This is a genomic window from Hymenobacter sp. 15J16-1T3B, from assembly GCF_020711235.1.
Taxonomy (GTDB): Bacteria; Bacteroidota; Bacteroidia; order Cytophagales; family Hymenobacteraceae; genus Solirubrum.
In genome coordinates this window covers 156,413-168,807 of record NZ_JAJFAV010000013.1, presented here as the reverse complement: position 1 = coordinate 168,807, position 12,395 = coordinate 156,413, and the positions used below count along the sequence as shown (strand labels likewise).

Genomic DNA, 12,395 nt, shown 5'->3' with positions numbered 1-12,395 from the left:
CGCGCTAATGACGGCCGCCGCTGTCTGCCTGATGACTAGGTCAAGCCGCGGCGGAAAAAGGCAAGCCCGGCCAAAGCAAGCCGCCAGGGCCCGGCGTCCCGCAGCGCAGAAAGTAGCTCTCCGCGCTGCGGGCTCGGTTCACGTTACTGCGGCACCGTTTGCAGCGCCGCCAGCACCCGGCCGATGGCCTCGTCGTCCACGTCGAGGTGGGTTACGAAGCGCACCATCTGCGGCCCGAAGGCCGACGCTTTGATACCGTTGTTGGTCAAGTGCGTCAGAAACGCTTCCTCCGTCAGGCCGTCGCGCAGGCGGAAAATGACCAGGTTGGTTTCGGCCGGCAGCACGAAGTCGACGTAGGGCGCGGCCTGCAGCGCCTCGGCCAGCTGCCGGGCACGGCGGTGGTCGTCGGCCAGGCGCTCCACGTGGTGTTCGAGGGCGTAGAGGCCCGCGGCGGCCAAGTAGCCCGCCTGCCGCCAGCCCCCGCCCATTACCTTGCGGATGCGCTTGCATTTTTTGATAAAAGCCTGGCTGCCCAGCAGCACCGAGCCCACCGGCGTGCCCAGGCCCTTGCTTAGGCACACCGAAATCGTGTCGAACAGGCGGCCGTACTCCCGGCTTTGCTGCCCGGTGGCCACCAGAGCGTTGAAGACACGCGCCCCATCGAGGTGCAGCGGAATGCCCTGGCGCTTGGCCAGTTCGGCAATGTCCGTCAGCGCCGCCCAGTCGTAGCAGCTGCCGCCGCCGCGGTTGTGGGTGTTTTCGAGGCTGATGAGGCTGGTGGTGGGGTAGTGCACGTTTTCGGAGCGGATGGCGGCCGCCACCTGCGCCGCCGTCAGCCGGCCCCGGTCGCCGGGCAGCAGCGCCACCGAGGCGCCCGAGTGAAACGCAATGCCGCCCACCTCCCAGAGGTAAATGTGCGAGGTCTGCTCGCACACCACTTCCGACAAGGGCTCGGTGTGGCCCTTGATGGCAATCTGGTTGGTCATGGTGCCGGAGGGGCAAAACAGGCCGGCTTCCAGCCCGAAGCGGCTGGCCGCCTCGTGCTCCAGGGCGCGCACGGTGGGGTCTTCTTCGTACACATCGTCGCCGACGGGGGCGCGAAACATGGCGTCGAGCATGGCCGCGGTGGGCCGGGTAACGGTATCGGAGCGCAGGTCAATCATAAGGCGGGGCAAAAGAGGCGAAAAGAAGCCGCGGGCAGCCGAAAGCTGCACCGGCGGGCCGCTGGCGGGCAAAAATAACAGGAGCCGGGCCGCACCGGCCATGCGGATTCTTTCGGCATAGTCCAATCTGCCAAACTTTTGCTTACCTTTGCCCCCTCATTCTGCAGAATAGACTCAAACCGACCGCGTCATGACCGCTACTCGTCTCAAGCGTAAGCACCGCAAGAACATTGCCCGCGCCAACAACAAGGTGCAAGAAATTAAGGACCTGCTCCGTACCCCCGTTCTGAAGAACGTGGACATCGAAGAGCTGAAAGCCAGCTTCAAGAAAAACGAGGCTGCCGCCTAGTTTTTTCCGGCCGCGGCTTCTTGCTGAAGCCCGACGGCACTCCGGCCGGTCGGCTGGTACATACCGAAAAGCGCCTTGCGTGGCCACGCAAGGCGCTTTTTTGTTGCCGTAAATTCAAAAAAGGGACGTTATGTTGAGCGTAGTCGAGGCCTCTCGCTGGATAGTAATTGCTAGCGGGCATCAGCACGCGAGATGTCTCGACAAGCTCGACAGGACGTTCCGGTTTCTCTTTTTTCCAAAAGTTTACACCCGCGGCCCGAGTTCCACGGCTTGCAAATCGAGTACCCGGCCGGCTTCGATGCGGAACTTGAGCAGGGTGCGCACCTTGTGAAAGCCGTGGCGGCCGGCGGCGCCGGGGTTCAGGTGCAGCAGGCCGAGCTGCCGGTCGGGCATGACGCGCAAAATGTGCGAGTGGCCGCACACGAAGAGGCCTGGCCGCTCGCGCTGGAGCAGGGGCCGGGCGCCCGGTGCGTAGCGCCCGGGGTAGCCGCCGATGTGGTGGATCAGCACTTTTAGCCCTTCTACTTCAAATACCAGCGTTTCGGGGCAGCGCAACCGCACGCTGCGGTCGTCAATATTGCCCGATACGGCCCGCAGCGGAGCCAGGGCCAGGAGCGCGTCGAGCACCTTTTCGTCGCCCACGTCGCCGGCGTGCCAGATTTCGTCGCAGTCCTGCAGGTGGTGGCCGATGCGGTCGTCGTAGTGGCTGTGGGTGTCGGAAAGCAGGCCGATACGCATGAACAAGGGCGGGCTGGTGAGGCTACAAGGTACGGCCCGCGGCCGGCCGGGGCCGATAGTTGGGCTAATTTCCGGCAGCTTGTTACCTTTCTCGTCCGCAGCCGTATGCGGCTCAGACGCCCCGCCGCACCCGGGCCGCCCGGTCGGTGCCGTTGGGGCCAATGTCTTTTGTATGCCGAAATTAATGCTGTGTTTTGCAGCTTGCCGGACGATTTCCTGCTTCCTCTCCCCATCTGACTTGCCGCGATGAACGTTTTCATCAACGACATCCCGATTATCATCAAAAAGACCTCTGAGAAGGTCTACAAGCACCGCTACGACCTGATTCTGGGCCCGGAAGATGAATTCATCTCCAAGGACCTGGTCGGCGACGTGCTGGTGCGCGACGTGACGCCCGCCTTCATCGACCGCATGCTGCGCCTGATGGAAGTGAAAAAGCTCAAAAAGCTGACTTCGCTGACCCTGATGGCCAAAAAGAAAAAGGCGCTGATTCTGCACCTCAAAGACCAGTTCCGCATTGCCAAAGCCGCCGGCGGCTTGGTGGTGAAAGACGGCATGATCCTGATGATTTACCGCCTCGGTAAATGGGACCTGCCCAAGGGCAAGCTGAAAAAGGACGAGGACCCGATGGAGGGCGCCCTGCGCGAAGTGGAGGAGGAAACCAACGTTAAGCTGGCCCTCGGCGACAAGCTGCCCAGCACCTGGCACTCCTACGCCTACAACGGCAACAAAATCCTCAAGAAGACCAACTGGTACATCATGCAGTGCCTCGACGACTCGCTGATGAAGCCCCAGGCCGAGGAGTACATCGAGGAAGTGCGCTGGATGCAGCCCCAGGAGGCCCTCAAGGCCCTGGACGAGTCCTACGCCTCCATTGCGTTGGTAGTGCGCCACTACTTGAGCGAAGTGGCCGGCAAATCGGCCCCGGAACCCGCCCGTAATTAACCATTGCCTAGCCCGGCGCAGCTTCCCTGTGCCGGGCTTTCTGTGCCTATGCCCCTGAGCCGAGCCTGTTTGCTGGCGTTGTTGGCGCTGCTGTGCGGCGGGGCAGCCTGTACGCGCAATGCGCCCCTGGAAAACGCGGTGCCCGATCGGACAACGCGCGCCGCGGCCCGGTCGCTGAACGTGGCCGCGCTGGTGGGCCGCAACATCGACCAGGTGCGGCAGCGCCTCGGCCCACCGCGCGAAACCCGCCAGCAGGCCGCCGGCCCCGAGCCCACGCCCGAGCAACTGCGCAGCACCAGGGGCGAAGGGTGGATCAACACCTTCGAGAAAGACGGCGTCACGTTGGTGGTGACCTTCAACGCCCGCACCCGGGAGGTAAACGACCTGGTGCTGGTGGGCACCAACGAAGACGAACTGCTGCGCCGCGCCAACTTGGACTTCGTCAACGACGACTACCTGGTGCTGCCCGTCACCAACCCCGCCGAGCCGTCCAAAATCATGGGCGTGCGCGTGGTGAAACGATGACCGGCGTACAAGCCAGCGGGGCTCCTGATAGGTCTTTCGACCCGTCAGGAGCCCCGCTGGCTTGCGTCAAGGCGGCTGCTAGCCTTGCGGGGCCGCCAGCTTAAAAGGCACGAAGTCGTCCACGTTGCCGCCGAAGCGGTGAATTTCGCGGATGATGGTGCTGCTGATGGCGGCCAGGGGCGGGGAGGTAATCAGGAACACCGTTTCCAGCTCGGGGTTGACGTGGCGGTTGGCCTGGGCAATGGTGTTTTCGTACTCGAAATCGGTGGTGTTGCGCAGCCCGCGCAGCAGAAACCGGGCGTTTCGTTCGCGGGCAAAATCCGCCGTCAGGCCCTTGTACGCCTCCACCGACACCCACGGCTCGTCCCGAAACACCTCGTTGATGAGCTCAATCATCTGCTCTACCGGCAGGTAGCGCTGTTTCGAGCTGTTGTTGCCCAACGCGATGATGATGTGGTCGAACAGGCTCACGCCGCGGCGCACCACGTCGAGGTGGCCGTTGGTAAACGGGTCGAAAGAGCCGGGGAAGAGGGCAATGCGCATACGGTGGGGTGATTGGGGCATTGGTGAGTTGATGTTCGGGAGGCCCAAGCCGCGCAGAAAGCGCCGCCAGAACGGCACTTAGCGGTTCACCCCCTCACCAGTTCGCCTATTCGCAGAGGTGCAGGCTGTACAGTTCGAAGTAGCGGTACTCGAACACGTCGTTGAGGCGGTAGCTGTAGCCCAGGTCGTAGGGGCGGTTGCCGAAGCGCACGTGGCGGATGTACTTGCGCAGAATGCTGAACAGCTCCGAATCGTGGGTCAGGTCGCCGTACACCACCACCGGGTCCTCATCCGGGTTAAGCGTGAGCTCCTGCATCACCAGGATGACGTAGTAAATGAAGTCTTCGGCGGTGCTGAAGGAGAAAACGTTGCAGAACTCCGGGCGCTTGTCGCGCACCACCACGATGGTCAGTTCCATTGGGCCCACGCTCAAGAACAGCCGGGGCGGGCCCTGCCGTTCGCTCTGGTGCACCACGCCTTCGAGCAGGGCACTGGTCTGGTGGAGCATTTTCTGCTGGGGGTAAAGGCGCTCAAACCACTCCACCAGGGCTTTTTCGGCGGCAAAAATGCTGACCACTTCCTGGCCCGGGTGGCGGTAATGGCGCACCACTTCGTGCTGAGCGTCGAGCTGGTGGTGGAGCTGCAGGTACTGGGCCTCGTCGCCCTCGCGGAACAGGGGCGCGGGCAGCAGGGTGAAGTGGCGGTTTTGCACGGCCAGGCGCACGCGGTTCCAGCCGGTCTGGCCCACCAGGTCGTGCTGGGCGGCCAGGGCCTGCAGCTGCCCGGCCAGGGAGGTGGCGGGCTGCGCCGCGTAATCTTCGAGGGCAATGAAGCGGTTGCGGCGGACGTCGGCCACGCCCACGCGCAGGCCGTAGGGGCCCGCCGTGAGGTACAGGTTGTAGCCGGCCAGCTCGGCCAGGTCAAACGTGTCGTCGCGCAAGCGTTGCAGCGCCGTGGGCGGAGCAGCCAGGGCAGATTCGGCGGAGAGGGGCACGGGCGATTCGGCTGGGAAAGGAGCGGATACGGAAGCCTAAAGGTACGCAGGACCGGGCGCAATCGGGCGAGCGAAACGGCTCATTAGCGCAGGCGCAACTGGGGAATGTAGGCGTCGTCGGTGCTGATTAGGTCGCGCAGGATGGGGTGAACTTGCTGGGGCGGCAGGCGCACCAGCTCCTGGGGGCTGCGCCAGGCCAGGGCCGTGAGCAGCTGCCGGTCGGGGGCGTGTTCGGGGTCGTGGCCGAGCCGGGGCAGGGCGGCGGGGTCGAGGGCCACCACTTCAAAGAACAGCTCCACGGCCTGCAGGTTGTCGCCGTGGTATTCGTGCAGGTGCAGAAAGCGGCCCACGCGCACCTCCAGACCGGTTTCTTCCCGAAACTCGCGGGCCACGCCCTCGCGCAGCGTTTCGCCGAAGTGCCAGCCCCCGCCCGGCGGCGACCAGAACGCCTGCTCGTCGGGCAGCAGGCCGCGGTGGGCGGTGAGCAGCAGCGCGCCTTGGTGCACGAGCAGGCCGCAGACGCGCACCCGGGCGCGCTCGGTGTAGGCGTGCAGCAGGGAATCGGGGGGAGAAGTGGCGGGCATAGGTGTGGGCAGGAGGGAGCGGTCGGGGGTGCAAGTGTACGCCACTACGCCCGATTTGGCCGCCTGCCGCCCGCCAAAACTCCGGCTGCGGCCTGCCGCCGCCGTTCCCGCCAGCGGCGCAGCCGGCTCAGCACGAAGACGATAAGGCCCACGGCCAGCGCCGCCATCAGCAGCGGCAGCAGCAGGCCTAGCACTGCGCCCACCACGGCCAGCACGTTTTCGAGGGTGGCAAACAGCGGGTTGGCCAGTCCGCCGGTGGCCGCCGTGGAGCCCGCGCGCAGCAGCGCCGTGCCCGACTGGATGACGCCCGCCGTGCCGCCGCCCACCAGCACGCCCAGGCCCCAGCGCAGCACCGGGTTCAGCTCGGGCAGGGCCGACGTCATAAGCAAGGTGCCGGCAATGAAGGACGCAGGCGTGGTGAGCGTGTCGAGGAAGTTGTCGACCACCGGGAAGTAGTAGCCCATCATTTCGACCACCGTAGCCGTGCCCAGCACGCCCAGTGCCGCCCAACTGCCCAGCCACGCGAAGCCCGGCGACGGGGCCAGGTAGCCCGTGCGGTAGGCAACGCTGGCCGCCAGCAGCGGCACAAACACCCGAAAGCCGCTGCACGCGGCCAGCGCCAGGCCCAGGGCGGCGGAAAGAAGGTAATCGGAAGGGTTCATGGGGCGCGGATGGGCTAGGAGGTGAGCACCGCTAACGGGGAGCGGACGTATCCGGTCTGCCCCAAGCTACGCAAGTAGCCGCAGCTTCGGCCGGGCCGCCGGCTTAATTCGCGTAGCGGTTTGCTCAACGCCGCGCAAGGGGGGGCCGGGCGAAGCGAAAACACCGTTAATTGCTCCTAAACAGCGTTTGGTTCCGGCATATGGGTTGCCTGCTCCCGGGCTAGTCGGGCTATAGCGCTGACTACGCGCTACCTTTGCGGGTAATGTCTGAAGTCCTCGAACCTACCACCGACCTGACCACGCGCATCCGCCGCAAGCTGCAGCGGCAGCATTTTATGCACCTGATTGGCGCCGACCTGACGCGCATCGAACCCGGCCGCGTGGAGGCCACACTCGACCTGGGCCAGCAGCACCAGCAGCAGCGCGGTTTCGCCCACGGCGGCCTTGTGGCCACGATGTGCGACCTGGCCGCCGGCTTTGCCGGCACCACGCTCATTCCCGACGACCACGGCATGGTTACGGCCGACCTGCGCGTGAGCTACCTGCACCCCGGCCTCGGCGACAAGCTGGTGGCCACCGGCTGGGTGCTGAAAGCCGGCCGCCGCCTGCATTTCTGCGAGGCGGAGGTGCGGGCCTTTGGCGGCCAGAACCCGGCCGAAGGGCTGCTGATTGCCAAAGCATCGGCCACCATGGCCGTGGTGGAGCCCAGCAGCAAATAATTGGCGCCACGCAAACGCCCCGTAACTCCCACAGGCCCACGCGAACCGGCCCCGTTCCGTTTGCGTGGAACGGGGCTGGTTCGTGTGGGCCGAAGCGGGGGCTAGGCCCGGCTTATTGCGTTTGCAGCGGCAGCGTGGCCGCCGGCAGGCCGTTGCCGGTTACCTGTAGCTGCGCCGTGCCGGCCTTGCCGTCGGCCTGCACGATGACCACCAGCTGCCCGTGGAAGGCGTGCATGCGCGGCTGGTGAAACAGCTCCAGGTTGGTCGGGTCGCCATTGGCCACGGCCCGGAAGCGGCCCGCGCCCTGCACCTTGAACTGCAGCGCGGGGGCGGCGTCGGGGCAGAGGTTGCCCTGGGCGTCTTCCACCCGCACGGTTACGAAGGCCAGGTCCTGCCCGTCGGCGCGGAGCGTGCGGCGGTCGGCCACGAGCTTGAGGTGGTGAGGCTGGCCGGCGGTGCGCACTTCCTCTTCGGCCACGGCCTTGCCCTGGGCGTCGTAGGCCACCACCTTGATGCTGCCGGGCTGGTACTTCACGTCGTTCCATATCAGGCGGTAGCGCGTTTGGGGCTGGTCAGAAGGGCCTTTGGTCTGCCGGCCCTGGCTCACGCCGTTGACAAACAGCTCGGCCGAGGGATAATTCGTGTAGGCGAAGACGGGCGTGGGCTGGCCTTCCCGGCCGGGCCAGGTCCAGTGGGGCAGCAGGTGCAGCGTGGGCTGGGCGGGGTTCCAGCGGGCCCGGTAGAGGTAAAACCGGTCCTTGGGCAGCCCGGCCAGGTCCAGAATGCCAAAGTAGGAACTGTGCGAGGGCCAGCTTTCGTCGTAGGGCCACGGCTCCCCGAGGTAGTCGAAGCCGGTCCACACGAACTCGCCCAGGGTGTAGGGCAAGTCGTCCTGGGCGGCAAATTCCTCGTCCGGCGTCTGCGACCAGTTGCTAGCCTCCAGGTCGTACGACGAGGACTGGTTGTCGGGGTAGCGCTTATCCTTGGCCTTTTCCACCGGAAACTTGTACACGCCGCGGCTGCTCACCGTGGAGGCCGTTTCGGTGCCCAGAATCAGGCCCTGCGGCAGCTTGGTGTAGGCTTCGGGGTAGCGGTGAGGCTTGTAGTTGAAGCCCGGCACGTCGAGCAGGGCCGCAAAACCGTTGTTTACGGCCGCGTCGAACTGGTCCATGCCGGCCGTGACGGGGCGGGTAGGGTCTTCGCGGTGCACAACATCCTGCAGGCGCTTGGCCAGCTTCGAGCCGCCCGGCGCCCACTGGTCGGGCACCTCGTTGCCGATGCTCCACATCACCACCGAGGGGTTGTTGCGGTAGTGGCGCACCATGTTGACGATGTCCTTCTCGGCCCACTCGTCGAACAGGCGGCTGTAGCCGTTCTTAACCTTGGGCGTTTTCCACTCGTCGAAGGGCTCCACCATCAGCATAAAGCCCATTTCGTCGCAGAGCTGCACCAGCTCGGGCGCGGGCATGTTGTGGGTGGTCCGAATGGCGTCGCAGCCCAGGTCCTTGAGCAGCACCAGCTGCCGGCGCAGGGCAGCGGTGTTGACAGCCGCCCCAAGCGGGCCCAGGTCGTGGTGGTTGCACACCCCCCGGAACTTGCGCGGTTGCCCGTTCAGCACAAAGCCCCGGCCCGCTTCCACGCTGATGGTGCGGACGCCGAAGCTGGTCCGGTACTCGTCCTTGAGCACCTCGCCGGCGTAGAGCTTGGACGTAGCCGAGTACAGCGTGGGCGTTTCGGGTGACCACAGCCGCGGCCGGGGCACCACCAGGTTCTGCTCGAATTCCAACCCGTCGGTGGCCGTGAGCGGGGTGCTCAGCGTGGCCACGACCTGGCCCGCCGCGTCGCGGATTTCCGTATCGAGGCGCAGGGGCTGAAAGGCGTTGCCGGGCGTCTCCACCTGCGTGCGCAGCTTGATTTTGGCGTAGTCGGCGGTGACGGTGGGCGTGGTCAGGTAGGTGCCCCACACCGGGATGTGCACGTCGTTGGTCACAATGAGGTGCACGTTGCGGTAGAGGCCCGCGCCGGGGTACCAGCGCGACTGTTCCGGCAAATTCTGCAGGCGCACGGCCAGCACGTTGTCCTTGCCCGGCTGCACCGCGTCGGTGATGTCCACGGCGAAGGAGTTGTAGCCGTAGGGCCAGGCGCCCATTTCCCGGCCGTTGACGAACACGTGGGCGTCGCTCATGGCCCCGTCGAAGAGCAGCACCGCCCGCTTGCCGGCCCCGAAGCCGGGCACCGTCAGCTGGCGCCGGTACCAGCCCGTGCCGATGAAGGGTAGCCCGCCGGTGCGCCCGGCCTTGGTTTTGGCTTCCTTTTCGTTGTTCTGCTCGATTTTGACCGTTTGCAGGTCGTTCTGCGGGCTGAACGGGCCGTAGATGGCCCAGTCGTGGGGCACCTGCACGGTTTGCCACTTGGCGTCCTTGAAAGCGGGCTGCGCGGCGGCGGGCACGTCGCCTTTGGTGAATTTCCAGTCGGTGGTCAGCAGCACTTCCTGGCGTGGCTGCTGGGCCCAGGCGGCCCCGGCGGGCAGCAGCAGGCCCGCTACCGCGCCTGTCAGGACGAGCCGGGTGGTGAAATGTGTCATGGGAGGAAAGATGCGTCGGAATTCTACTGGCGAAACAAGCAGCAACGGCGCCGGCCGGGTTCAGGGCCCGTCAGCTAAACAAAACTAGGCGAAGCAGCAGAGAAGCCGCCCGAACTGCCGCGGGTTGGCGTTTATTTGCCACGCGGCGGCCGGTCGGGGCGGCCCCAAGAAGGGGCGACGCCAGACTGACGCCGCGCCGCCGGCAAGAGCGGGCTTGCCGGCGGCGAAGCCGCATTCATCAGTTACAAACCGCTTATGCGTACGTGGTTGGCTTCGGGCTGGGCCAAATGGGTTGTGGTGCTGCTGTACGTGGCGGCCGGCGTCACGGGCTTTGGCATCGTCAACACCATGGTCAGCCTGAAATACGAAACCCGCGACCCGGGCCAGTGCCTTTCCGACGTGACGGGCCGCGACCTATGCGCCGACTTGCGGGCCTGCCAGATCGAAACCGTGGCCGCCGCGGTGCTGGCTACCGTGTTGCTGGGCTTGCACGTATGGGCCAGCAGCCGCACGCCTGGCCCCAAACCCGATTAACGATGGATATGTTGGAACATTCCCGCTCCTGGAAATACTACCCGGCCTGGGTACGGGTGCACCAGCGGGACCGGTTTCTGTTGTGGGTGGAACGGCCCGAAAACGAAGGCCTGTGGACTGATCCGCAAGGCCGCGTGCCAAGCTTCGACAACATGGCGGAATTAGCCGTCCTGGCTGGGCTTTTAGGTGTATCACTAGCGGTGCACCAGCCCGAACTGATAAATTTTGACTCGGTGCGGGCTTGGTTAGAAAAGCCGGCCAAACAAGTGCCTTGCAACGAGTGCTTAGCTGTCTGGAACCTGTTCGACGACTTAGCCAGCGGAACTGGGGCGGCCTTTTTAGGGAGCCGCCGCGGTCCGGTACGCAACCGAGTGTTCGACAAGCTCTACGACTGCGCCGGCTTCTGGCGAATTTCGCTCGTGCAGGCTCGGCAAGCCAAGCAGTGGCGCAAGGAGGAACGTACCAAGCTGCGCCGGGTGCTGGAGCAGGGTTTTCGGCTTTGGCAGAAATATGTTTACCGCGCACCGAATCCGGCTGCCTAATTTGCTGTTCTAAGAGCTGAGTTCAGCCCCCCGAATGCTTACAACCCGCATACCCTCCGTCCGCCACTATTTCCCCTACGAACCCACGGCCGACCAGGCCGACTTGTTCGGGCGGCTCGACGGCTTTCTGAAAGACCAACTGCCCGGCCGCAAGGTGTTTCTGCTGCGCGGCTACGCCGGTACCGGCAAAACCACCGTGGTCAGCGCCCTGGTGAAGTGGCTCGACAAAATGGGCCGCAAGTACGTGTTGATGGCCCCCACCGGCCGCGCCGCCAAGGTGATGAGCCAGTACGCGGGCGTGCCGGCCAGCACCATTCACAAGCGCATCTACCGCAAGTCGGGCGGCTCCGACAGCATGGCTTTCACCCGCCAGCCCAACCGCAACGGCGAAACGCTCTTCATCGTCGACGAAGCCTCGATGATTTCCAACGAGAAGTCGTTCGGCGAAAGCGCCCTGCTCGACGACTTGCTCGGCTACGTGTTCGAGAAAACCACCAACCGCCTGTTGCTCATCGGCGACACGGCCCAGCTGCCGCCGGTGGGCCAGAGCCTGAGCCCCGCGCTGGACGCCGGCGTGCTGGCCTCCTCGTACCGCTGCCGGGTCGACGACGCCGAGCTGCGCCAAGTGATGCGCCAGGCCGAGTCCTCCGGCATTCTGATGAACGCCACCCAGCTGCGCGAGGAGCTGCGCCACGCCCAGGACGCGACGCCCGGCTCGGCCGAGGCCACCCCGCACATCAATTTCGTGACCAAGGGCTACCCCGACCTCTACAAGATGGGCGGCGACAAGCTCGAAGACGGCCTGCGCTGGGCCTACCGCCATTTTGGCCACGAAAACACCACCATCATCTGCCGCTCCAACAAGAACGCCAACCAGTACAACCAGCTGATCCGGCGCACCTTGTTCGACGCGGAAGAGGAAATCGAGGCCGGCGACTACCTCATGGTGGTGCGCAACAACTACACCTGGCTGCCGGCCGAGTCTGAGGCGGGCTTCCTGGCCAACGGCGACTTCGTGGAAGTCACCAAAATCGTGCGCCGCATCGAGGAGTTCGGCTGCCGCTTCGCCGACGCCCGCCTGCGCCTCGTCGACTACCCCGACGAGCCCGAGCTGGAGGCCCGCCTGCTGCTCGACACCCTGCACACGGAAAGCCCCGCCTTTCCTGCCGACCGCAACAAGGCCCTCTACGAGGCCGTGAAGGCTGATTACGCCCACCTCACCACCAAGAAGGACCTGGCCGCCGCCCTGCGCGCCGACCCCTACCTGAACGCGCTGCAGGTGAAGTTTGCCTACGCCCTGACCTGCCACAAAGCCCAGGGCGGCCAGTGGCCCGCGGTGTTCGTCGACCACGGCTTTCTGAAGGAAGACATGATCAATGCCGAATTCACCCGCTGGCTGTACACGGCCGTGACGCGGGCCTCGGAGAAGCTGTTCCTGCTGAATTTCAACGCCAAGCTGGTCGACGGCGCGGCGGAATGATTCCGCCGGCCGCGGTGTTGGGCCGCTGAACCC

The 12,395-nt window shown here is 65.3% G+C and carries 14 protein-coding genes; 7 read left to right on the top strand and 7 right to left on the bottom strand.

All coding sequences use genetic code 11. The features are described 5' to 3' along the window. Positions 1 to 143: 143 nt before the first annotated feature. Positions 144 to 1,163, bottom strand: coding sequence for a threonine aldolase family protein (locus tag LJ737_RS20265; RefSeq protein ID WP_227768576.1), 1,020 nt, complete (start codon positions 1,161 to 1,163; stop codon positions 144 to 146). Between the two features lie 190 nt (positions 1,164 to 1,353). On the opposite strand from LJ737_RS20265, the gene LJ737_RS20260 reads away from it, so the two are divergent. Continuing rightward, positions 1,354 to 1,512: a hypothetical protein gene (locus tag LJ737_RS20260; RefSeq protein WP_162910472.1), complete on the top strand. Its 159-nt coding sequence runs from the start codon at positions 1,354 to 1,356 to the stop codon at positions 1,510 to 1,512. Positions 1,513 to 1,755: 243 nt separating this feature from the next. Here the strand turns inward: LJ737_RS20260 and LJ737_RS20255 are convergent, their stop codons facing one another. Next, positions 1,756 to 2,250, bottom strand: a complete 495-nt coding sequence (locus LJ737_RS20255) for a metallophosphoesterase family protein (protein ID WP_227768575.1) — start codon at positions 2,248 to 2,250, stop codon at positions 1,756 to 1,758. Positions 2,251 to 2,496: 246 nt separating this feature from the next. On the opposite strand from LJ737_RS20255, the gene LJ737_RS20250 reads away from it, so the two are divergent. Together LJ737_RS20250 and LJ737_RS20245 are read left to right on the top strand one after the other, a co-directional pair. Further along, positions 2,497 to 3,195 (top strand): NUDIX hydrolase, encoded by a 699-nt coding sequence (locus LJ737_RS20250; protein ID WP_227768574.1) that lies wholly within the window; start codon positions 2,497 to 2,499, stop codon positions 3,193 to 3,195. A gap of 48 nt (positions 3,196 to 3,243) precedes the next feature. Then, the gene (locus tag LJ737_RS20245) at positions 3,244 to 3,720 is read left to right on the top strand and encodes a hypothetical protein (protein ID WP_227768573.1); all 477 of its coding nucleotides are present in this window, start codon (positions 3,244 to 3,246) and stop codon (positions 3,718 to 3,720) included. Positions 3,721 to 3,798: 78 nt separating this feature from the next. Here LJ737_RS20245 and coaD read toward each other — a convergent pair whose 3' ends face one another. From coaD to LJ737_RS20225, 4 genes are all read right to left on the bottom strand, one after another. Then, complete coding sequence (coaD, locus tag LJ737_RS20240; RefSeq protein ID WP_227768572.1) at positions 3,799 to 4,263, bottom strand: pantetheine-phosphate adenylyltransferase; 465 nt, start codon at positions 4,261 to 4,263, stop codon at positions 3,799 to 3,801. Between the two features lie 106 nt (positions 4,264 to 4,369). Beyond that, positions 4,370 to 5,257, bottom strand: a complete 888-nt coding sequence (locus tag LJ737_RS20235) for a DUF3822 family protein (protein ID WP_227768571.1) — start codon at positions 5,255 to 5,257, stop codon at positions 4,370 to 4,372. A gap of 83 nt (positions 5,258 to 5,340) precedes the next feature. Then, on the bottom strand, positions 5,341 to 5,841 hold the full coding sequence (locus tag LJ737_RS20230; RefSeq protein ID WP_227768570.1) for an NUDIX domain-containing protein: 501 nt from the start codon (positions 5,839 to 5,841) through the stop codon (positions 5,341 to 5,343). 44 nt (positions 5,842 to 5,885) lie between these two features. Continuing rightward, positions 5,886 to 6,503, bottom strand: a complete 618-nt coding sequence (locus LJ737_RS20225; protein WP_227768569.1) for a DUF4126 domain-containing protein — start codon at positions 6,501 to 6,503, stop codon at positions 5,886 to 5,888. A 263-nt stretch (positions 6,504 to 6,766) separates the two neighbouring features. On the opposite strand from LJ737_RS20225, the gene LJ737_RS20220 reads away from it, so the two are divergent. Further along, positions 6,767 to 7,222, top strand: coding sequence for a PaaI family thioesterase (locus LJ737_RS20220; RefSeq protein WP_227768568.1), 456 nt, complete (start codon positions 6,767 to 6,769; stop codon positions 7,220 to 7,222). A 112-nt stretch (positions 7,223 to 7,334) separates the two neighbouring features. Here the strand turns inward: LJ737_RS20220 and galB are convergent, their stop codons facing one another. Beyond that, positions 7,335 to 9,806, bottom strand: a complete 2,472-nt coding sequence (gene galB, locus LJ737_RS20215) for a beta-galactosidase GalB (protein ID WP_227768567.1) — start codon at positions 9,804 to 9,806, stop codon at positions 7,335 to 7,337. Between the two features lie 255 nt (positions 9,807 to 10,061). On the opposite strand from galB, the gene LJ737_RS20210 reads away from it, so the two are divergent. From LJ737_RS20210 to LJ737_RS20200, 3 genes are read left to right on the top strand one after another with little or no spacing between them, the layout of a single operon-like run. Then, positions 10,062 to 10,340 carry a hypothetical protein gene (locus LJ737_RS20210; protein WP_227768566.1) on the top strand — a complete coding sequence of 93 codons (279 nt, stop codon included), beginning with the start codon at positions 10,062 to 10,064 and terminating at the stop codon, positions 10,338 to 10,340. Between the two features lie 8 nt (positions 10,341 to 10,348). Then, positions 10,349 to 10,882 (top strand): hypothetical protein, encoded by a 534-nt coding sequence (locus LJ737_RS20205; RefSeq protein WP_227768565.1) that lies wholly within the window; start codon positions 10,349 to 10,351, stop codon positions 10,880 to 10,882. A gap of 34 nt (positions 10,883 to 10,916) precedes the next feature. Further along, positions 10,917 to 12,362, top strand: a complete 1,446-nt coding sequence (locus LJ737_RS20200) for an ATP-dependent DNA helicase (RefSeq protein ID WP_227768564.1) — start codon at positions 10,917 to 10,919, stop codon at positions 12,360 to 12,362. The last annotated feature ends 33 nt before the right edge of the window (positions 12,363 to 12,395 follow it).

Excerpts from the sequence above, each read along its gene's own strand:
- LJ737_RS20265 (WP_227768576.1), bottom strand. The coding sequence starts at position 1,163 with ATGATTGACCTGCGCTCCGATACCGTTACCCGGCCCACCGCGGCCATG.
- LJ737_RS20260 (WP_162910472.1), top strand. The coding sequence starts at position 1,354 with ATGACCGCTACTCGTCTCAAGCGTAAGCACCGCAAGAACATTGCCCGC.
- LJ737_RS20255 (WP_227768575.1), bottom strand. The coding sequence starts at position 2,250 with ATGCGTATCGGCCTGCTTTCCGACACCCACAGCCACTACGACGACCGC.
- LJ737_RS20250 (WP_227768574.1), top strand. The coding sequence starts at position 2,497 with ATGAACGTTTTCATCAACGACATCCCGATTATCATCAAAAAGACCTCT.
- LJ737_RS20245 (WP_227768573.1), top strand. The coding sequence starts at position 3,244 with ATGCCCCTGAGCCGAGCCTGTTTGCTGGCGTTGTTGGCGCTGCTGTGC.
- coaD (WP_227768572.1), bottom strand. The coding sequence starts at position 4,263 with ATGCGCATTGCCCTCTTCCCCGGCTCTTTCGACCCGTTTACCAACGGC.
- LJ737_RS20230 (WP_227768570.1), bottom strand. The coding sequence starts at position 5,841 with ATGCCCGCCACTTCTCCCCCCGATTCCCTGCTGCACGCCTACACCGAG.
- LJ737_RS20225 (WP_227768569.1), bottom strand. The coding sequence starts at position 6,503 with ATGAACCCTTCCGATTACCTTCTTTCCGCCGCCCTGGGCCTGGCGCTG.
- LJ737_RS20220 (WP_227768568.1), top strand. The coding sequence starts at position 6,767 with ATGTCTGAAGTCCTCGAACCTACCACCGACCTGACCACGCGCATCCGC.
- galB (WP_227768567.1), bottom strand. The coding sequence starts at position 9,806 with ATGACACATTTCACCACCCGGCTCGTCCTGACAGGCGCGGTAGCGGGC.
- LJ737_RS20210 (WP_227768566.1), top strand. The coding sequence starts at position 10,062 with ATGCGTACGTGGTTGGCTTCGGGCTGGGCCAAATGGGTTGTGGTGCTG.
- LJ737_RS20205 (WP_227768565.1), top strand. The coding sequence starts at position 10,349 with ATGTTGGAACATTCCCGCTCCTGGAAATACTACCCGGCCTGGGTACGG.
- LJ737_RS20200 (WP_227768564.1), top strand. The coding sequence starts at position 10,917 with ATGCTTACAACCCGCATACCCTCCGTCCGCCACTATTTCCCCTACGAA.